General features: G+C 69.9%; 18 protein-coding genes. 8 read left to right on the forward strand and 10 right to left on the reverse strand.

Annotated elements, in window-relative coordinates; genetic code table 11:
- Positions 1-36 precede the first annotated feature (36 nt).
- Genes VGC13_RS01890 through VGC13_RS01900 form a run of 3 tightly spaced genes read right to left on the reverse strand, consistent with a single transcriptional unit; the run spans position 37 to position 2,020 of the window.
- Positions 37-342, reverse strand: coding sequence for a PqqD family protein (locus VGC13_RS01890; RefSeq protein WP_331123495.1), 306 nt, complete (start codon positions 340-342; stop codon positions 37-39).
- A complete protein-coding gene (locus VGC13_RS01895; protein WP_331123496.1) occupies positions 339-980 on the reverse strand; it encodes a hypothetical protein in 642 nt (213 codons plus the stop codon). The genes VGC13_RS01890 and VGC13_RS01895 overlap by 4 nt, the downstream gene beginning before the upstream one ends.
- Positions 981-994: 14 nt before the next feature.
- Positions 995-2,020, reverse strand: coding sequence for a hypothetical protein (locus VGC13_RS01900; protein ID WP_331123497.1), 1,026 nt, complete (start codon positions 2,018-2,020; stop codon positions 995-997).
- A 261-nt stretch (positions 2,021-2,281) separates the two neighbouring features.
- On the opposite strand from VGC13_RS01900, the gene VGC13_RS01905 reads away from it, so the two are divergent.
- From VGC13_RS01905 to VGC13_RS01925, 5 genes are all read left to right on the forward strand, one after another.
- Positions 2,282-2,896 carry a polysaccharide biosynthesis/export family protein gene (locus VGC13_RS01905; protein WP_331123498.1) on the forward strand — a complete coding sequence of 205 codons (615 nt, stop codon included), beginning with the start codon at positions 2,282-2,284 and terminating at the stop codon, positions 2,894-2,896.
- A gap of 25 nt (positions 2,897-2,921) precedes the next feature.
- Complete coding sequence (locus tag VGC13_RS01910) at positions 2,922-3,623, forward strand: response regulator (RefSeq protein WP_331123499.1); 702 nt, start codon at positions 2,922-2,924, stop codon at positions 3,621-3,623.
- A 198-nt stretch (positions 3,624-3,821) separates the two neighbouring features.
- The gene (locus VGC13_RS01915) at positions 3,822-5,321 is read left to right on the forward strand and encodes a DUF4118 domain-containing protein (RefSeq protein ID WP_331123500.1); all 1,500 of its coding nucleotides are present in this window, start codon (positions 3,822-3,824) and stop codon (positions 5,319-5,321) included.
- Between the two features lie 330 nt (positions 5,322-5,651).
- Positions 5,652-7,547 carry a potassium transporter Kup gene (locus VGC13_RS01920; protein ID WP_331123501.1) on the forward strand — a complete coding sequence of 632 codons (1,896 nt, stop codon included), beginning with the start codon at positions 5,652-5,654 and terminating at the stop codon, positions 7,545-7,547.
- Between the two features lie 11 nt (positions 7,548-7,558).
- The gene (locus VGC13_RS01925; RefSeq protein ID WP_331123502.1) at positions 7,559-7,996 is read left to right on the forward strand and encodes a hypothetical protein; all 438 of its coding nucleotides are present in this window, start codon (positions 7,559-7,561) and stop codon (positions 7,994-7,996) included.
- A gap of 596 nt (positions 7,997-8,592) precedes the next feature.
- On the opposite strand, the gene VGC13_RS01930 is transcribed toward VGC13_RS01925, so the two are convergent.
- The 4 genes from VGC13_RS01930 to VGC13_RS01945 are packed head-to-tail and all read right to left on the reverse strand — an operon-like array spanning position 8,593 to position 11,418.
- Positions 8,593-9,162, reverse strand: coding sequence for a hypothetical protein (locus tag VGC13_RS01930; protein ID WP_331123503.1), 570 nt, complete (start codon positions 9,160-9,162; stop codon positions 8,593-8,595).
- Positions 9,163-9,181: 19 nt separating this feature from the next.
- Entirely contained in the window at positions 9,182-10,144 is a 963-nt protein-coding gene (locus tag VGC13_RS01935) for a hypothetical protein (protein ID WP_331123504.1), read from the reverse strand.
- A gap of 35 nt (positions 10,145-10,179) precedes the next feature.
- The gene (locus VGC13_RS01940) at positions 10,180-10,593 is read right to left on the reverse strand and encodes a hypothetical protein (RefSeq protein WP_331123505.1); all 414 of its coding nucleotides are present in this window, start codon (positions 10,591-10,593) and stop codon (positions 10,180-10,182) included.
- Between the two features lie 33 nt (positions 10,594-10,626).
- Positions 10,627-11,418: an SDR family oxidoreductase gene (locus VGC13_RS01945; protein ID WP_331123506.1), complete on the reverse strand. Its 792-nt coding sequence runs from the start codon at positions 11,416-11,418 to the stop codon at positions 10,627-10,629.
- Between the two features lie 604 nt (positions 11,419-12,022).
- Here VGC13_RS01945 and VGC13_RS01950 point away from each other — a divergent pair.
- On the forward strand, positions 12,023-13,513 hold the full coding sequence (locus VGC13_RS01950; RefSeq protein ID WP_331123507.1) for a radical SAM/SPASM domain-containing protein: 1,491 nt from the start codon (positions 12,023-12,025) through the stop codon (positions 13,511-13,513).
- 118 nt (positions 13,514-13,631) lie between these two features.
- On the opposite strand, the gene VGC13_RS01955 is transcribed toward VGC13_RS01950, so the two are convergent.
- The 3 genes from VGC13_RS01955 to VGC13_RS01965 form a co-directional block, all read right to left on the reverse strand.
- Positions 13,632-13,880, reverse strand: a complete 249-nt coding sequence (locus VGC13_RS01955; protein WP_331123508.1) for a hypothetical protein — start codon at positions 13,878-13,880, stop codon at positions 13,632-13,634.
- A 427-nt stretch (positions 13,881-14,307) separates the two neighbouring features.
- Entirely contained in the window at positions 14,308-14,472 is a 165-nt protein-coding gene (locus VGC13_RS01960) for a hypothetical protein (RefSeq protein WP_331123509.1), read from the reverse strand.
- A 161-nt stretch (positions 14,473-14,633) separates the two neighbouring features.
- A complete protein-coding gene (locus VGC13_RS01965; protein WP_331123510.1) occupies positions 14,634-14,852 on the reverse strand; it encodes a hypothetical protein in 219 nt (72 codons plus the stop codon).
- 411 nt (positions 14,853-15,263) lie between these two features.
- On the opposite strand from VGC13_RS01965, the gene VGC13_RS01970 reads away from it, so the two are divergent.
- Positions 15,264-16,655 carry an aminopeptidase P N-terminal domain-containing protein gene (locus tag VGC13_RS01970; protein WP_331123511.1) on the forward strand — a complete coding sequence of 464 codons (1,392 nt, stop codon included), beginning with the start codon at positions 15,264-15,266 and terminating at the stop codon, positions 16,653-16,655.
- Between the two features lie 637 nt (positions 16,656-17,292).
- Positions 17,293-17,580: a hypothetical protein gene (locus tag VGC13_RS01975; protein WP_331123512.1), complete on the forward strand. Its 288-nt coding sequence runs from the start codon at positions 17,293-17,295 to the stop codon at positions 17,578-17,580.
- The last annotated feature ends 787 nt before the right edge of the window (positions 17,581-18,367 follow it).

The raw sequence follows: 18,367 nt of genomic DNA on the forward strand, positions 1-18,367 counted from the left end.
CGCGGGGAGGGGGTGCGATGCGGGGAGGGGTGCGGATCACTCCGCGGGGTGGACCTGCACCAGCCCGCGGGCGGCCATGTCGGCCAGCAGCTCCAGCAGGTCGCGCTCGGCCGTGGGGGCGTCCACCTCGTACGCCTCCACGACCGCGTCGCGCAGCTCGGCCACGGTGCGGGGGTGCTCCAGCAGCGTCCAGGCAAAGGCGCCCACGGTGTTCAGGCCGTAGTACACGCCCTGGTCCAGGCTCAGGATCACCGCCTCGCCGTCCAGCTCGCACGACACCTGGTCGGGCGCCGCCACCACGCGCGTCTCCGCGTCCAGGCGCGGCGGGTCCGCGAACTTCACCGCTCGGCGGCGGCCAGGCCGGCGTCCACCAGCCGGTCCATGATGATGGCGATGGCCACCAGCACGGGGGGCGGCGAGTCCAGCAGCGCGTCGGGGGCAGACTCCATGTACGCCTCGTAGGCCACGATGGCGGCCTCCCAGCGGGCGCCGTCCACGTAGCGCCCGCGCTCGTCCACGAACCCCGGCCGCTCGTCGGCGAGCCCGGCCAGCGCGGCCACCAGCACCTCGGCCGGGTCGCCCGGGCGGCCCGGGGCGCCGCCGCGCAGGGCCCGCAGCGCGGCCTGCGCTTCGGCGCTTTCCAGCCCCGGCCGGCGCAGCAGGGTGCAGGCGACGCACTCCCCCGCGGGATCCAGCTCCAGCGCCCGCGGCCAGTGCTCCGGCCGCTCCAGCCCGCCGGTGCAGACGGTGGCCGTCTCGCCCGTCACCGCGTCGGCGATGGCGCGCGAGCGGAAGGCCGTGCGGCCGCCGGCGTTGCGGAAGAGCGCGCCCTCGAGGTCGCGGGTGGGCACGGCCGGGGTGCGGGCCACCTCGCTGCCGGTGATGACCGGCCCGGTGTTGTCGGACTGCGCGGCGGCGGGCGCGGCGGCGAGCAGGGCGGCCAGCGAAAGGGCCGCGGCAAGGCTGTTTTTCATCTGCATCCGGCTTTCCGGGGTTAGAAGGGCTGCCGGAACGCCAGGCCGTAGCCCAGCGAAACGATGAAGCGCGCGCCGTCGCCGGCGCTGCCCGTAAGATCCACCATCCCCGCGGTGAGCACCAGCGGAAAGCGGGGGAACGGCGTAACGGAGGCGGCGGCGTTCAGGTCCTGCCCCGTCCAGTCGGCCACCAGCGAGAGCGGGCCGGCCACGCGAACCCCCAGGCCGCCAAAGACGTTCACCGTCTGGCGGTCCGCGGCGTCGTCCTCCTCGAAGCGAAAGCGGCCGTTGCCCACGCCGAGGGTCGCCACGGCGGTGCTGAACGGGGCCGACGGGTCGCCGCGCAGGCTCAGCATGCGGCTGGCCACGGCGTACACGCTGGGGTCGCCGTCGCTGCCGCCCCACAGCAGGGCGTTCTCCACCCCCACCGCCACGCTGGTCTGGCCGCCCATGGCGCGGTGCAGCTTCAGGCTTACCCCGCCGGTTTCCAGCGGGCCGCCGCCGCGCAGGGTGCTGTAGGTGGTGAGCGCGGCCTCCAGCGCCACCACGCGCCGCGTGCCGATGCCCACGCCCAGCACCGCCGCGGCGTCGTCCTCGGTGGTGTAGCGGGTGCGCCCCTGGTAGGCGATGCCGAAGAACAGCTCGCCCGCGTCCACGCCCAGCGCGGTGGGGATGGACACGCTGGCCGCGGGCCCCAGCCGCACCTGGTCGCCCCGCTCGCTTACGCCCAGCCCCATGGCCTCGCGGTTGCGCCGCGCCCTGCGCCGGTCCACGGGCACCGTGTCGGCCGCGGCGAGCGCGCCGCTCAGCGGAAACGACGAGCCCGCGTAGCGGCACACCGGCCCCTGCACGGCCTCGTCCCCCTTGATGAGGATCGGGACGGCTGTCGGCGGTGCGGGAGACACCGGGTCGGGCGGCGAGGGCGTGGCTACGGGCTGGCCCGTGCACGGGTCGGTCGCCGCGGCGCCGCCCTGCGGCTGCGCGGCCACCGGTGCCGCGGCGAGCAGGGCAAGGGCCAGCGGGACGATGAGGCGCGTGTGAGCCATGGGCGTGCGTCGCGGGGCCGGGATGAGCGGGAGCGGACCGGATCCGGGGGCGGCCGGAAGGCCGCAAATCGGCATGGAGGCAGAACTTGCTGGAATATGGACCGGCCGGGGCGTCTGCACAAGCCTGATACACGCCGCGCGTCCGTGCGTGCGCCGCGGTGGACAGCCCGCCGGGCTGGGCCGTACGTTGCAGGGAAGGGCGCCGGACGTTGCAGCGCCGCCGCAGGCCGTCCCATCCACCACCCGCACCGTGGCCGTTCCATGCGCCGAATCCTGCTGACGCTTCTGCTGGCCCTGTTCGCCGCGCCCGCCGCCGCGCAGGACACCACCACCGCCGTCCGCCCCGCCGACGCCATTCGCCTGGCGGTGTGGCGGCAGGCGGAGTTCACCGGCGAGTACCCCATCGCCCCCGACGGCACCATCCTGCACCCGCTGCTCAGCGAGGTGCGCGTGGTGGGGCGCACGCGCGAGCAGGTGCGCGAGCAGATCCGGCAGGTGCTGCTGCGGTACGAGAACGACCCGCAGTTCGTCTTCGACTACCTGTACCGCGTGGGGGTCACGGGCGAGGTGCGGCTTCCCAACCTGTACAGCCTGCCGCCCGAGACCACCATCGGGCAGGCGGTGGCGGCGGCGGGCGGGGTGGCGGAGTTCGGGCGGCTGGACCAGGTGCGGCTGATGCGCGGCGGCCGCGAGATCCTGCTGGACCTGCGCAACCCGTCGCCCGAGGTGGCCGAGATGCGCATTCGCTCCGGCGACCAGATCCGCGTCACCCGCCGCGGCGCCAGCTGGCGCGACTACGTGGGATTGGCGGCCGGGCTGGTGGCCGCCGTGGCCTCGGTGGTCGCGGCCGTGAACGTGGTGGGCGGCGGCAACTAGACCCGGTTTTCGGTCGATCGATACGATGCCGATGCCCGGGTCCACCATCCTGGTGATCGACGACGAGCCGCAGATTCGCCGGGTGGTGCGCAACGCGCTGGCCGGCGAGGCGGTGCGCGTGCTCGAGGCGGCGGCGGGGCAGGCGGGGATCGACCTGGCGGCGGCGGAGCGGCCCGACCTCATCGTCCTCGATCTCGGCCTCCCCGACGCCGCCGGGGCCAGCGTGTGCCGCGAGATCCGCAAGTGGTCCAGCGTGCCCATCGTGGTCCTTTCCGCCCGGCATTCGGAAGCGGAGAAGGTGGCGATGCTGGACGCGGGGGCCGACGACTACGTCACCAAGCCGTTCAGCACGGCCGAGCTGCAGGCCCGCGTGCGCGCCCAACTGCGCCGCGCCCGCACCGCCGCGCGTCCCGGCGACGCGGGCCCGGTGGCGGCGGACGGGCTTACGGTGGACACCGCGCGCCGTTTCGTGTCGCGTGACGGGGCCGAGATCCACCTTACGCCCACGGAGTGGGACCTGCTGCGGGCGTTCGTGGGGCAGGCGGGGCGCACGCTGACGCACGACCAGATCTTTCGCGCGGTGTGGGGGCGCTCGCCGGGCGATCCGCAGGCGTACCTGCGGGTGCACGTGGCCAACCTGCGCCGCAAGATCGAGCGCGATCCCGTTCGTCCCGTGCTCATTGTTACCGAGCCGGGCGTGGGCTATCGGTTCCGCGCGCTGGACTGAGGCTCGTGCCGTCCGTGAGCTCCAGGGAATGGCCTCACACAGAGTCAGCAGAGTCAACAGAGTTTGCTCGTGCCGCCATTCCGATCTCCTTCCGAGGGGCACCTGCCATCAATTGAATATGGACGGATCGGCTGAGGTCTTCTCCTCGCTCCAGACCAACTCTGTTGACTCTGTGTGAGACCCCATCTTTTCGATCGCATGAAGGCCGCACGGAACGACGCAGGCGCGTGGGTGGCGTGGTGCGCGGCGCTGGCGGTGCTCACGGCGGGGCTGTGGGCGGTGCGCGCGCAGCTGGACGAGGCCCACGTCGCCCTGACCTACCTGCTGCTGGTGCTGGCGGCCGGCGTGCGCGGCACGGCGGCACGCGGCATCGTCCTGGCCCTGCTCTCGTTTCTCTGCTTCAACTTCTTCTTCGTCGCCCCCTACAACACGCTCACCGTCGCCGACCGGCGCGACTGGCTGGTCCTGTTCGCCTACCTGGTCGTGGCGGTGGTGGCCGCGCAGCTCATCCACCGCGTGCGCGTGGAGGCCGACGAGGCGCGCCGCCGCGCGGACGAGGTGAACCGCCTGTCGGCCCTGGGCGCCGAGACGCTGAACGCGGGGCGCGCGGAAGACGCGCTGCACGCCATCGCCGCCGTCATCCGCGGCACGCTGCGGCTGGACGCGTGCGACATCCACCTCCCCGACGACGCGGACGGGCTGGCGCGGCAGCCGGGCGCGGCGCTCGCGGTGGAGCGGGGGACGGGGGTGGTGGAGCGGGTGGACGGGTCGCTGCGCCTGCTCCCCAGCGCGGCGGCCGAGCTTCCGCACCTGCCGGAGATGGAGGCGCTCTCCCTGCCGCTGCGGGTGCGCGAGCGGACGGTGGGGGTGCTGCGCATCGCGCGCGGCGGCGGGCTGGCGCTGGACGCGGGGGAGCGGCGCTTCTTTTCGGCGCTGGCGTACTACGCGGCGCTGGGGGCGGAGCGGGTGCGGCTGGAGGGGCAGGCGCGGCACGCGGAGGCGCTGCGCGAGGCGGACCGGCTGAAGGACGCGCTGATCGCCTCCGTCTCGCACGACCTGCGCACGCCGCTCACCACCATCAAGGCGCTCGCCCGCGAGATGCGGGACGACGGCGACGACCGCGCGGTGGTGATCGAAGAGGAGGCCGACCGGCTGAACCGCTTCGTGGCCGACCTGCTGGACCTGTCGCGGCTGAACGCGGGGGAGCTGCGGATCGCAGCCGAAACCGTGGCCGCGGAGGACCTGGTGGGGGCGGCGCTGCAGCGCGTTTCGGGCTCGCTGGCGGGGCGCGAGGTGCGGGCGCGGGTGGAGCCGGGCGAGCCGGTGCTGGTGGGGCGCTTCGACTTCGTGCACTCGCTGCGGGTGCTGGCCAACCTGCTGGAGAACGCGCACAAGTACGCGCCCCCCGGCACCCCCGTGGACCTTGCCGCCCGCCGCGACGGCGGCCTGCTGCTCTTCGAGGTGGCCGACCGGGGCGCGGGCATCCCCCCGTCCGAGGCCGAGCACGTGTTCGCCCCCTTCTACCGCTCGCCCGGCGCCCCGCCGGACGCGGGCGGCGCGGGGCTGGGCCTCTCCATCGCCCGCCGCCTTGCCGAAGCGCAGGGCGGCGCGCTGAGCTACGCGCCCCGCCCCGGCGGCGGCAGCGTGTTCATCTTCTCCCTCCCCGCGGCCGACGTCCCCTCGGGCATTTCCACCTGACAGGGGCCGCATGCCGAATCCGGGAAAACAACACCTTTATGGATACAGAGGAACAGAGTCAGACAGAGGCAAGATGATCTCTCAGCTCGCTTTCTCTGTCTGATTCTGTTCCTCTGTACGATTATTCTTTTTTCAGGATCTGGGATCACGCAGAGACGCAGATGCGCGGAAAGGAGCGTTTCTCTCTGCGCTCCCGTGTCTCTGCCTGATCCATCGTTTCTTTGTGACTTCTTAACGTCATCCCACCCGTTCTTTGTGCGGCGTTGACGGATCGTTCCGCAGATTGCCCAGCTTCCGGGTGTTGCGGGGACGAGAGCAACGGAGCGCGGGGTGAGCACGGAGCAGCAGGGAAAGGACGGGCCGCGGGGACGCTACCTGGCGTCGCTGTCGCTGGCGGCGCTGGGGGTGGTGTACGGCGACATCGGCACCAGCGTGCTGTACGCCATGCGCGAATCGTTTCACCACACGCACGAGCTGCTCCCCACGCGCGCCAACGTGCTGGGGGTGCTGTCGCTGGTGTTCTGGGCGCTGGTGCTGGTGATCTCCATCAAGTACGGCATCTTCGTGCTGCGCGCCGACAACCGCGGCGAGGGCGGCATCCTGGCGCTCACCTCGCTGGTGACGCCGATCGGCGCGCTGAAGCGCAACCCGCGCTGGGTGCTCATCATGCTGGGGCTGTTCGGCACGGCGCTGCTGTACGGAGACGGGATGATCACCCCCGTCATCTCCGTGCTGGGCGCGGTGGAGGGGCTCAAGGTGGCCACGCCGCTGCTGGAGCCGTACATCGTCCCCATCACCATCGCCATCCTGGTGGGGCTGTTCGCCGTGCAGAGCCGGGGGACGGCCACCATCGGCAGGGTCTTTGGCCCGGTGACGCTGGTGTGGTTCGTCACCATCGCGGTGCTGGGCATCGTCAACATCGCCCGCGATCCGCACGTGTTCGCGGCGGTGAACCCGCTGTACGGGGCGCGCTTCTTCATCGACAATGGATGGAGAGGCTTTCTGGTCCTGGGCTCCGTGTTCCTGGTGGTGACCGGCGGCGAGGCGCTGTACGCCGACATGGGGCACTTCGGGCGGCGGCCCATCCGCATGGCGTGGTATTGCGTGGTGCTGCCGGCGCTGCTGCTGAACTACTTTGGCCAGGGCGCGCTGCTCATCCACCACCCCGAGGCGGCGGAAAACCCCTTCTTTCACATGATGCCGCGCTGGGCGCTGTATCCCGTGGTGGTGATCGCCACGATGGCGGCGGTCATCGCGTCGCAGGCGCTCATCACCGGCGCATTCTCGCTGACGATGCAGGCGGTGCAACTGGGATACATTCCCCGCGTGCAGATCGAGCACACCTCGGCGCGCGAGCGGGGGCAGATTTACATTCCCCAGGTGAACTGGGCGATGATGATCGCCTGCGTGGTGCTGGTGCTGGGATTCCGCACGACGACGAACGTGGCGGCGGCGTACGGCGTGGCGGTGACGACCACGATGGTGATCACCACCCTGCTGCTGTTCACGGTGGAGCGGGAGCGGTGGCGCTGGCCGCTGTGGGCGTCGCTGGGCTTCAGCGGGTTCTTTCTGGTGGTGGACCTGGCGTTCTGGGGCGCCAACATCGTCAAGATTCCCGCGGGCGGCTGGGTACCGCTGGTGATCGGGGCGGCGGTGTTCACCCTGATGTCCACCTGGAAGACGGGGCGCCGCATCCTGGCCGACCGGCTGGGCGCGCAGACGCTGCCCATCGAGCTGTTCCTGGACGACGTGGCCGCGCGGCCGCCGCACCGCGTGCCGGGGACGGCCGTGTTCATGTACGGCAATCCCACGGGCACGCCTCCCGCGCTGCTGCACAGCCTGAAGCACTACAAGGTGCTGCACCAGCACACCATCTTCCTTTCGGTGATGACGGAAGAGGTGCCGCACGCGGAGCCGGGGGAGCGGCTGCAGGTGACGGAGCTGGGGCACGGGTTTTACCGGATTGTCCTGCACTACGGGTTCATGGAAGAGCCGGACGTGCCCGAGGCGCTGGCCGCGGTGGCGGTGGAGGGGCTGGACCTGAGCCCCGGCCGCACCAGCTACTTTCTGGGCCGCGAGACGCTGATCCCGTCGAAGGAGCGGGGGATGGCGCCCTGGCGGGAGCGCCTGTTCGCGCTGATGTCGCGCAACGCGCGCCCGGCCACCGCGTTCTTTGGCCTGCCCGCCAACCGCGTGGTGGAGCTGGGCGCCCAGATTCGCCTGTGAGGATGACGACGATGCACCGATTGTTTCGCGCGGCGCTGCTGTGCGCGGCCGGCGCGGCGGCCCTGGCCTGCGGCGGCGGGGACACGCAGGCCTACGCCACCCACGCCGAGGCCGCGCGCGCCCTGGCGCTTCCGCCGTACGTTCCCGGCACGGCGCACACCTTTACGGCCGTGGCCGAGGAGGGCGGCGCGCGGTGGATGCGCTTTCAGGTGCCGCCGGCGGACGCGCAGCGCATGGTGGAGGGGATGCGCGTGCTCACCTTTGGCCAGGCGCGCACCGGCCGCTTTACGCCGCCCTCGTGGAAGGGCGACTGGCCGCCGGAGCTTTCCCGCCGCGAGCCCACCAGCTCACGCAGTTCGCTGCGCTTCTACGCCGCCTCGCCCATCGAATGCCTGGCCGTGGAGTGGGTGAGCTCCGTCGCGTACCTGTATCCGTGCGGCGGGGGGTGAGGGGGGATGATGTCCTCTCGTTCCTCCGGGAGCGAGTGAACTCGCCGCAACGACAGCGGAAAGCCCCGCAAACTGCGCGGGGCTTCACCTGCAGAAGGAACAACGGCAAGCGCTGACTTCCTGAGGGAGCGCCGCGCCACGCCTTCTCTCACGCCACACCCGGCGCGCGACCGAAGGACCTCGCGTCGGCATGCTCGGAGCCGGTCTTCAGCCACGGAGCGACCCGCCTTGCGTGAGCGGCTAAAGCCGCCGCTGGAACCGCGAAAAGCCCCGCAAACTGCGCGGGGCTTCACCTGCAGACGAAACCAGCAGCGCTGACTTCCTGAGGGAGCGCCGCGCCACGCCTTCCCTCACGCCACACCCGGAGCGCGACCGAAGGACCTCGCGTCGGGATGCTCGGAGCCGGTCTTCAGCCACGGAGCGACCCGCCTCGCGTGAGCGGCTAAAGCCGCCGCTGGAACCGCGAAAAGCCCCGCAAACCGCGCGGGGCTTCAACTGCTCGGACGATCACGCAATACCGTCCGCGAAGGCGGACATCGCGTTTTCCCAGCCGCGAATTCATTCGCCTGGGCGTCTTTCTCCGCTACGGCAATCGTTTATCTCGGGGGCGGGGGCGTGATCCGGAACGGATGCGTGATCCTGGCCTCCCGGAATCCCCATCCTCGGCCATCGGGAAGCGCGGCGAAGAAGTAATCCTCGTTGTAGCTCCATTCCCCGCGCTTGATCGAGAGGTGCACGGAGGCGCCCGAACCCGTCACCGTCACCGAATCTACCCGCACGATCCGCGGGAACCTGGCCGCGGAGTCCGGTTGCGCGGCGGCGCATGGATCCGACCCGGTGCGGTCCAGAAGCGGGACCAGGCCGGGAGGCAGCCCGGCCGGAAAGCCGCTCGGACGCCCGGTCTTTTCGAAGACGGTGCAGGCATCGAACTGGAGAGGGTCGCCCAGCGCGTCACGCCTCAGCGCCATCACCTGCGCGACCGCGGCAAGCGCGCCGGCATTGCGGCCCGCCGGGCCGCCGCCTTGCGCCGTCAGCGCCGTCCCGCAGGCGGCCGAGCTGAGGCCCACGGCCAGCAGCGTGAGCCGCAGGTGCATCACCAGCCGGTCAGGCATGAGTTCGTTCCCGGGCTCAACAGGTTGAACGGAGCGGTCGTAGGCGCCCGACATGACCGCTCCTCTGGGCAGCCTACAGCCTCCGCCCCACCGGCAGGCGTTCGCGGATGGGGATGATGGGGGGCTGAACCGTCGGATAGAAGGGCACGGGCTGCGAGATGAAGTCGCGGGTGCGGCGGCGCCAGTGCTCCAGCGCGCTGGGGGACTGCCACTCGCCCTCGGGCCGGCCGGTCGCCAGCGTAACGTGCATCACCCGCGGAAGGGTGCGCAGCACGGCCAGCTCCAGCCCCACGGCGGCGTCGGTGTCGGGCAGGTACACGTGGCCGGGGTCGTTGCTGTCGGCGCCGTAGCTCTGCAGCCCGATCTCGGCGGCGATGGCGTGAAAGCGCGGCAGGCTGGCCCCGGACACGTCGTAGTCGGCGGCGCGGGCCGCGGGGCGCCCCAGCCGGTCCACGCGGCTGTGCCACGAGGTCAGCGTGGTGGTGGCGAACGGCCCGGAGCGCGACCGCCCCTGCTGAAACAGCCACGCCTGCCGCTCCGCCGTGCGGTACGTCTCGCGCCGCCGCGCGCGCACCCCGCGGGACGCAAGCTCGCGCTCGAAGCGGCGGATCATCGACATGAACACCGGGTCCAGCTGTGCCAGGTCGTTGTGCACGTTGCGCACGGACGGGCCGTAGGTGGTGCGCAGCACCCGCCACTCCCACTGCTCGTGGCTTTCGCCCGGGGCGGGGTGGGGCATGCCGGGCACGCCCACGGTGTGCGTTCCCGGCAGCGGCGTCGCCGGGCGGTAGACGGGCACGTCCAGGTACGACAGCAGCCCGAACTCCCCCGGCCCCCGCCCGCCGAAGCGGCAGCGCAGCTCGGCGGCGGTGGGGTTGCGGCGCAGGTTGGGCAGCCCGTTGATGCCGCACTCCTCCCAGGTCAGCGGCGCGGCGGAGTGCCCTCGGCCCGGCGCGGCCGCGGGATCGGCGGGCTGGGCGGCCGCGGGTGTGGCGAGCGCCAGCGCTAGAACTGCTGAGACAATCGATGTGTTCATCGGTGACGACAAACTCGCGAGAGCGGGACGAGGCCTCACTCGTGGTCTCGGAACGTCCTGCGCCCTCGCCAGGAGCCGAAGCATTTGACGTGGAGTCCGGGCCGTGAGATGCGGCTGCGCTTGCAGCAGATGTTCGCCGGCGGCTGAAGCTCCGAAATCAGCAGACTTTCCACGTCCGAAAGCAATGCGCTGGAGAACCTCCGCCCCTCCTCCATGTGCAGATCACCAAACAAGACGATGAAATCGCCAATGCCATACTCGTCGAAGAACCAATCGTAGATCCCCTGCTTGTGCCGGCCGTACATCCGCTGCCTGACACTCTGGTGCTCCGCCTTTCCTACGTACAAAACCTCTCGCGTGTCGGCATCCACATACGAATACAGGCACCGGCACATGTCCCAGCGCCAATCCCGTTCGGCGATGACTTCCCACTTCACATTGACCAGCATCTCGCTCCCTGAGGCTGATTGGATCGGCATGCGTTACAGCAGGCCCTGCACGAACCCGCCGTCCACCTGCAGCGTGGTCCCGGTGACGTAGCTGGCGCGCTCCGACGCCAGGAACGCGACCACGGCGGCGAACTCGTCGGGGTCGCCCATCCGCCCCATTGGAATGCGGCCGGCCATCTCGGCCAGCACCTCGTCGGCGTTGCGCCCCTCGTTCTCGGCGCGCTCGGCGGCCAGGTCCTCCACGCGGCCGGTGCGCATGTAGCCGGGCGCCACCACGTTGCAGGTGATGCCGAACGGCGCCAGCTCCGTGGCCATCGTCTTTACCCATCCCGCCACGGCGGCACGGGCGGTGTTGGAGAGGATGAGCCCGGGAAGCGGCTGCTTCATCGAGACGGAGGTGAGCGCGATGAAGCGGCCCCACCGCTTTTTCTGCATGTGCGGCGTGACCTCCTGCGCCAGCCGCACGGTGCTCATCAGGTTCAGCTCCAGGGCGCGCTCCACCTGCTCGGCGCTGGTGCTTTCGTAGCGCGTCCCCGGCGGCCCGCCCGCGTTGGCCAGGGCGATGTCCACGCCGCCCCAGCGATCCACTGTCTGCTCCACCAGCGCGCGGATGTCCTCGGGGCGGGTCATGTCCGTGCGCACGGCCAGCACCTGCCCGCCCGTCTCGCGGCGAATCTCCTCCGCGGCGCGCTGCAGGCGCTGCTCGTTGCGCGCGGCGATCACCACGCGCGCCTTTTCGCGCGACAGCTCGCGCGCGATCGCCCGCCCCAGCCCCATGCTGCCGCCCGTGACGATGGCGACGCGGTCCTTGAGCCCCAGATCCATGATCCCCCTCCGTCGAAGCGTCCAAGCCGACTGGCGGGAATGTAGCACATTGGCGGGGGAGAGTGCCAAGTGTGGAAGCGGTGTTTAGTTCGCAGGCTTCTCAAATGTTTAAACTCTAAAGGAGCGCAAAATGGTCCTACAAAATAGAGCTGTGCTTCTACTTTCTTCTCAAGCCGTGATGCCGTCCGAATGCGTAAACCTACGTTTGTAGTATAGTTGTCCCGAACGGTGTGGTTTGGCACAGCGGATGCCTCCATATGAACGGCGCAGGCTCCTCCTGCGTCATCGCGTTTCCTTCACAAGGAGTGTTCCCATGTCCGAGCAGCAGAATCCGGTTCCGGCCCTCGAGGACTCCGAGTTGGACACGGCCGAGCTTGAGGAGGTGGCTGGCGGGACTAACCAGAGCTGCCCCATCACCATCAACAACAGCTGCCCTCCTCAGAGCGACCAACCTAAGGACTAAATCGGAGGTCCGCCCTCGGCACACGGCGCCTAGTACGCCCGTGTGCCAGGGTGGTACCGCGCCTGCCCTAACAACGTCTTTACTCTGAGGCGTTCGCCCAGCGCTCCGCCGATCGCGGAGCAGTACTCCAGGAGTGATGAGATGAAGCCAACGCTCGACATGACGGTGTCGCCCTACGACCGCGGCTCGGCTCCCGAGGTCTCATCCTCCCTCGTGCAGTTGCGGTACCGGCGGCCGGACCGATGGGTGCCCTCGCGCTACAATGCGCGCACCGTCGATGAAGATGGGCGGCTACTGCTATGGAATACGTTGAGCGGCGCACTGAACTCGTTCGAGGTGCAGGAAGCCACCCGCGTACTGGCGCGGCTCTCACCCCAAGGGCTTTCAGAACCGCTGGACCGCGCCGGCGAGTACTTGGCACGACGGGGATACCTGGTGCGCGATAACGTGGACCAGGTCGACCTGTTTCGCTATCGCTACGCGCAGCAGCAGTGGAGGTCAGACGCTCTGCAACTCATCCTCTTGGCTAGCGAGGATTGCAACTTCCGCTGTGTGTACTGCTATGAGCAGTTCGAGCGCGGCATGATGACGCCCGAAACGCGAGAGGGGGTGCGCAATCTGCTGCTGCAGCGCGCGCCCCAATTGAAGCAACTGCGGGTGTCGTGGTTCGGTGGGGAACCGCTGTACGGCTGGGAGGCGATTGAGGAACTGGAGCCTGTGTTTAACCATGTGGCCCAAGAGCGAGGCATCCCATTCGCGCAGCAGATGACCACCAATGGGTACCTGCTTACCGAAGAGCGGGCCACTAAGCTGCTGGATTGGGGATGCCGCAATTATCAGATCACAGTGGATGGCCTGCCTGCGCAGCATGACTGCAAGCGCGTAGGCAGGGACGGTAGCCCCACATATAACGTGATCATGGACAATTTGCGTTCCCTGCGCGAGCGGCGGGGCGCGGACTTCCGGGTGGACCTGCGTGTGAACTTCGATCGCGACAATTTCCCCATGCTGGGCCCGTTCCTGGAATCGCTGAGCGAAGACTTCGCGGGGGACAAGCGGTTTGCCATGCGCTTCCGCGCGGTAGGCAAGTGGGGTGGTGCGCGGGACGCGGAACTCTCCACCTGCGGCGTAGACGCGAAGTCGTACCAGCGCCAGCTACAGGCGCAGGCTCGCGAACTCGACTTGCACCAGGAGGGCGGTGTGCATCTGATGGCCCCTCCCGGATCGCAGGTCTGCTACGCCGCGCGTCCGTTCAACTTTATTGTGGGCGCTACGGGCAAGCTGATGAAGTGCACCATCGCCCTGTACGACATGCCAGAAAACGTGGTGGGCCAACTGCACCCAGACGGCACCATGGAATTGGAAGACGAGCACATGCGCCGGTGGGTTAATCCGCATTGGGAAACGGACTCGCTGTGCAAGACCTGCTATGTGCTCCCCGGCTGCCAAGGCGCGGCCTGCCCCCTTACGCGCGTTCGTGACGGCTATCGCACCTGCGCGGGTGTCAAGAGCAACCTCAAGCACGAGATGCGACACACCCTCCGCACGATTGGCGCGCCCAAGCCTGCGTCCGTGCCAGTGCCTGTGCCGGCCGAGGCGGAGGTGATGGAGCCCGTGCTAGTCGGGGTGTGAGCGAGCAGGCTGTGGCGCTGTTCACCGCACCTTCGTACCAGAAACCGGCCCGGGAGCGCGTTGCTCCCGGGCCGGCTTTTTCGATCCGGCGGGCTGTGTCAGCCCGTCCGTGCGGTGCTCAGCAGCCGGCGCCGGCGCAGGTGTAGCCGAAGCAGGTGCCCACGGCCGGGTCGCAGGTGTAGGCGCAGCTGTCCGGGCAGGTGCCGGCGCACGTCTCGTAGCACGTGTAGCCGAAGCACGTGCCGATCGCCGGGTCGCAGGTGTCCTTGGTGCCGTGCGCCATCACCGTGCCCTCTTCGGCCGCCGCGGTGGCGGTCTCGAAGGACTCGATGGCCAGGTCGTCGATCTGCAGCTTGAGCTTCTTCATGGGAACGGTCTCCGTCGTATGGGTGGCTCCCCCGTTGCGGGGGGCGTTTGTAAGGATGCGTTTCGCGCCGGGAAAGGACGCGAGTACTCTTGCCGCGGCGCCCGTACACCGCCGTCGCGGGCCGACACGAAAGGCGTCATAAAAGCTACGGAATTCGCGGACCGGCGCAAGAAAAATCTCCGCGTCTGCCTCCCGTGAGCGCAGTGCACACACAGGCGTTTTCCCGCATATTCAGGATCTGGAGGCACTTGCGGGGGAGCGTCGCATCCGCGTCAGGAGCAGCGGATTGCGCACGGGTGGACGCTCTGTACGGGACTTGACGAACGGCGGGTTTTACACATCCTCTCCCACGCACGCCCCAGGTGGGACGTGCGTTCCACGAAACGAGCGAGGCGGGGCCCGCTGGATGCCGGCCCCGCCCGCGCGTTCAGCAGTAGATGCCGCAGGTGGGAAAGACGGAGAAGAAGCACTGGTCCAGCGGAAGGGTCCGCGCCGCGTGCGCCTGCACCGTGCCCGCCCGCTCGCCGGCCGGCGCCTCGGCCTGAAAGCTCTCCACGTTCAGCTGCTCCACGTCCAGCTTCAGCTTCTTCATCGTTCGCATCCTTTTGGGCGGATTGGCGTTGCGCGCGGCCGGTGGCCGCGCGGAGCCCGGGGCAGGCGCAGGGAGCGTGCCGTCCGCTGGAATCCCGTCATCAAACGAAAGCCGCCGCCCCGGATGCTCGGGACGGCGGCGGGTTCACGCGCCGGGTGCGGTCAGCAGCCGCGGTTGGCGCAGCTCAGCTCGCAGGTAAAGCACAGGTCCGGCTCGGTCTCGCCCGGCTGCACGGTGGTGTCGCCCGGGTCGGGCAGGAGCACGTCGGCGGGCATCGCGGTGCCGGCGTGGGCGTGCGCCGTGCCGCGAAGGCCGCGCGCGCCGCCGGTGGCGAACGACTGCACGGCCAGGTCTTCCACTTCCAGCTTCAGCTTGTGCATGGGGCTCCTCCGGTGTCAGGGTGGGGCGGGGGACGGATGGCCGGTCGACGGAAAGGCATCCAGGTCCAGCCTGGGCTTCCGCATGGCATCCTCGGGGTGGTGAGAACGTCCCGTGGCTGACGTTTCACGACCAGTATCGGAGATGCGAATCCCCCGCGCAACCCGCGCATCCAGCTGCCGCGGAGAATCCACCGCGCCTGGTCCGCCCTCCCGGTGCAGAGCCGCGTCCCCGTCCGCCCGCCCATGGTGTTGCGCCCGCGCGGACCGCCGTCTAAGCTTGCCGGCGCCCGAGATTCCGCGCGGAGCACGATCGCACGCCAGGCCGCGCGGGCGGACTTCGTGCGTTCGCTGCAGCAACTCCGTTCGCCCCGGGAAGAGGCACGCCCGGGCGGCCGACCATCCAGGCTTACGATGACCGATACGACGATCGCCGCCGAGCCCGCCGAGGGCGCCATCGAGTCCGCGGAGCGCGCGAATGCCGTGCAGGCCGGCGGCACCGGGGCGTTTCGCAGGCGCCGCGAGCGCTTCATGGAGGGGATCGGCGACGGGGTGGCGGTGCTGGCGGCCGCGCCGGAGCTGGTAAAGTCGCGGGATACGGACGTGATGTACCGCCAGAACAGCGACTTCTTCTACCTGACTGGCTTTCTGGAGCCCGGCGCCGTGGCCGTGCTCACCCCGCACGATGCCGGGCACCGCTTTACCCTCTTCGTGCGCCCGCGCGATCCCGAGCGCGAGACGTGGAACGGCCGGCGCGCCGGCGTGGAGGGCGCGCGCGCGCGGTTTGGCGCGGACGCGGCCTACGACGTCGCCGAGCTGGACGAGCGGCTGAAGGGGCTGGTGGAGCCGGCGGACGCGCTGTGGTACGGCGTGCGGGCGGACGGCGGTGCCATGGACGCGCGGATGCTGAAGCTGCTGGCCGGCTTTCGCGGCACCCGCCCGCGCGCCGGCAAGGGCCCGTGGGACCTGCGCGACCCCGCGCAGCTGCTGGACCGCATGCGGCTCATCAAGGAGCCGGGCGAGCTGGCGCTGATGCGCGAGGCGGCGGAGCTGGCGGCGCGCGGTCACCTGGCCGCCATGCGCGCCGGCCGCCCCGGCGTGGGCGAGTGGGAGGTGCAGGCGCTGCTGGACCAGACCTTCCGCGCCCATTCCGCCACCTCCGGCACCTCGTTCCCCGCCATCGTGGGCTCCGCGGCCAACGCGACCATCCTGCACTACGTCACCAACGACCGGCGCATCGAGGAGGGCGACCTGGTGCTGGTGGACGCCGGCGCGGACGTGGGCTTCTACTGCTCCGACATCACCCGCGTCTTTCCCGCCTCCGGCCGCTTCACCGCGCCGCAGCGCGCCGTGTACGACGTGGTGCTGCGCGCGCTGCGGGCCGCCGTCGCCGCCGTGCGGCCCGGCGCGCCGGTGACGGACGTGCACGAGGCCGCCCGCCGCGAGCTGGTGCAGGGGATGATCGACCTGAAGCTGCTGGAGGGGGAGCCGGAGAAGCTGATCGAGGACGAGACGTTCAAGCGCTTCTTCATGCACAACACCTCGCACTGGCTGGGGCTGGACGTGCACGACGCCGGCCCCTACCGCGAGCCAGACGGCACCCCCCTGCCGCTGCAGCCCGGGATGGTGCTGACGGTGGAGCCCGGCCTGTACGTCCCCGAAGACGCGGAGAACGTCCCCGCCGAGCTTCGCGGCATCGGCATCCGGCTGGAAGACGACGTGCTGGTGACGGAGGACGGCCACGAGGTCCTGACCCGCGGCGTCCCCGTAGACCCGGACGAGATCGAGCGGATCTGCGCGCGGTGAGGCGGCGGCGGTGAGGTTTGGCCAAGCCCCCGGCGAGAGCGAGTGAACTCGCCGCAACGACCGCGGGAAGCCTCGCAAACTGCGCGAGGCTCCGTAAAGCCGGCCCTCTCCACACCGCTGGCTCCGCGCCCGGGCGGGTGAACCCGCGGCTGGAACGCGGGAAGCCCCGCAAACGGTGCGGGGCTTCAACTGCACACTGCTGCATGCCGCACGGCACACACCCGTCGGCGAAGGCCGACATCGCGTAGTCCCAGCCGCGAATTCATTCGCCTGGGCGGCGGGCGGGGGGCGGAACAAGGGGTGTCACCGCTGGCTCCGCGCCCGGGCGGGTGAACCCGCGGCTGGAAACGCGGGAAGCCGCGGCCCCTGTGAAGGCGGAGATTCTCCTCGGTGGTCGGCGTCTGGTTGTCGAAGCCTCCAGGCGGGGAGTGCGTATCGTATCGCTCGCCTAAAGGGCATCGCGTTTGCCGACAGGACATTGCGTTTGCCGACACCGGGCGCTACCATCTGTCGGTGAAGCCGTTCGGCGACCCCGCGTGCTGCATCGCTGCTGACTGGTTCCAGTGATGCACGTGCGTGGGTTGGCTTACAGCGGCGGCTTCATCCTGTGGCATTCACGCAAACCAGGAAGGGGCCCATGAAGCTCAAGCTGAGGCTGGACGACCTGCAGGTGAAGACCTTCGAGACGACGGCGGTGCCCACGGAGAAGGGGACGGTGTTCGGCGAGCAGTGCACCTGCCCTGGCGCCGCCACCTGCGACGCGAGCTGCAATGGAACCTGCGAGGAGACGATCGCCGGCCCCACGTGCAACGTCTCGTGCGGCTACTCGTGCGTTGACTACACCCCGTGCAACGAGTTTACCCAGGCCGGGACCTGCTACGACACGTGCAATTGCACCACTGGCCCTCGCACGTTCTATTGCTGACAGGACCACGCGAGAGACGTTGAAGACGGCCATGCAGTTCGTGGAAACGGGCCTCGCGGCACTGCCGCGAGGCCCGTCGTTCTCCATCCACTTCGCTGCCGCGCTCCGCCGCCGCGCATTCTGGCGTGCCGCGTTTCCTTGCCCTGGCGGCGAGGGTTTGCGGTTCGATCCGAGCGGTTGCGGCACGGCCGCATCGTAGTGCGCGTACCTCCCGGCGCCGATCCGCTGATCGGCGCCGCACTTTCACCGGGGCGCAACAATCCCCGGCGCGTCACAAACCGCGGCAGTTCCACCCACCGGGGCGGCGGCTCCCCCCCGCCGGTGCAGCCCGATTCCAGGCCGTCAAGAACACCGCCACAGTACCGTCTCGCTGCGTTTCCGGCATTCCGGTATTCCAACGGAGTTTTCTCGTGCCGTTTCCTCCGTGTCGTCCGAGAGGCTGATTTGTAGTGAGCGGAGGCATGGCGCGCCGGTCGACGAGGCACGAGCCGGCGTCGGCTGTCGGGAACGGAACAGGGATGGAATGCGGCAGGGAGCCATGAGAATTTTTTTGGGAGGGATGCGGATCGGCCGGTGATCTCCGAAGGTGTTTAAGAATCCCTGCGCTCGCGCCCGTATGTCATTTCGAAGGAGGCGCCACACCGCACGATCGGCTCGCACGAAATCCGGCGCGCCGACTGAGAAATCTACTGTCTGCTGCTGGTGCCCCGCTGCACCGCTCCGGCACTGGCCCTGTCCGCCCGTGTCGTAGCCGCGAAGCAGGCACGGGCTACCGCGTCTGCCCTCC

Source organism: Longimicrobium sp. (genome assembly GCF_036399255.1).
Taxonomy (GTDB): Bacteria; Gemmatimonadota; Gemmatimonadetes; order Longimicrobiales; family Longimicrobiaceae; genus Longimicrobium.

What these genes read in the sequence shown, in the direction of transcription:
- VGC13_RS01955 (WP_331123508.1), bottom strand. Translation starts at nt 13,880, where the DNA reads ATGAAGAAGCTCAAGCTGCAGATCGACGACCTGGCCATCGAGTCCTTC.
- VGC13_RS01975 (WP_331123512.1), top strand. Translation starts at nt 17,293, where the DNA reads ATGAAGCTCAAGCTGAGGCTGGACGACCTGCAGGTGAAGACCTTCGAG.
- VGC13_RS01950 (WP_331123507.1), top strand. Translation starts at nt 12,023, where the DNA reads ATGAAGCCAACGCTCGACATGACGGTGTCGCCCTACGACCGCGGCTCG.
- VGC13_RS01930 (WP_331123503.1), bottom strand. Translation starts at nt 9,162, where the DNA reads ATGTCGGGCGCCTACGACCGCTCCGTTCAACCTGTTGAGCCCGGGAAC.
- VGC13_RS01900 (WP_331123497.1), bottom strand. Translation starts at nt 2,020, where the DNA reads ATGGCTCACACGCGCCTCATCGTCCCGCTGGCCCTTGCCCTGCTCGCC.
- VGC13_RS01910 (WP_331123499.1), top strand. Translation starts at nt 2,922, where the DNA reads ATGCCGATGCCCGGGTCCACCATCCTGGTGATCGACGACGAGCCGCAG.
- VGC13_RS01960 (WP_331123509.1), bottom strand. Translation starts at nt 14,472, where the DNA reads ATGAAGAAGCTGAAGCTGGACGTGGAGCAGCTGAACGTGGAGAGCTTT.
- VGC13_RS01905 (WP_331123498.1), top strand. Translation starts at nt 2,282, where the DNA reads ATGCGCCGAATCCTGCTGACGCTTCTGCTGGCCCTGTTCGCCGCGCCC.
- VGC13_RS01915 (WP_331123500.1), top strand. Translation starts at nt 3,822, where the DNA reads ATGAAGGCCGCACGGAACGACGCAGGCGCGTGGGTGGCGTGGTGCGCG.
- VGC13_RS01895 (WP_331123496.1), bottom strand. Translation starts at nt 980, where the DNA reads ATGCAGATGAAAAACAGCCTTGCCGCGGCCCTTTCGCTGGCCGCCCTG.
- VGC13_RS01925 (WP_331123502.1), top strand. Translation starts at nt 7,559, where the DNA reads ATGCACCGATTGTTTCGCGCGGCGCTGCTGTGCGCGGCCGGCGCGGCG.
- VGC13_RS01965 (WP_331123510.1), bottom strand. Translation starts at nt 14,852, where the DNA reads ATGCACAAGCTGAAGCTGGAAGTGGAAGACCTGGCCGTGCAGTCGTTC.
- VGC13_RS01940 (WP_331123505.1), bottom strand. Translation starts at nt 10,593, where the DNA reads ATGCTGGTCAATGTGAAGTGGGAAGTCATCGCCGAACGGGATTGGCGC.
- VGC13_RS01935 (WP_331123504.1), bottom strand. Translation starts at nt 10,144, where the DNA reads ATGAACACATCGATTGTCTCAGCAGTTCTAGCGCTGGCGCTCGCCACA.
- VGC13_RS01970 (WP_331123511.1), top strand. Translation starts at nt 15,264, where the DNA reads ATGACCGATACGACGATCGCCGCCGAGCCCGCCGAGGGCGCCATCGAG.
- VGC13_RS01945 (WP_331123506.1), bottom strand. Translation starts at nt 11,418, where the DNA reads ATGGATCTGGGGCTCAAGGACCGCGTCGCCATCGTCACGGGCGGCAGC.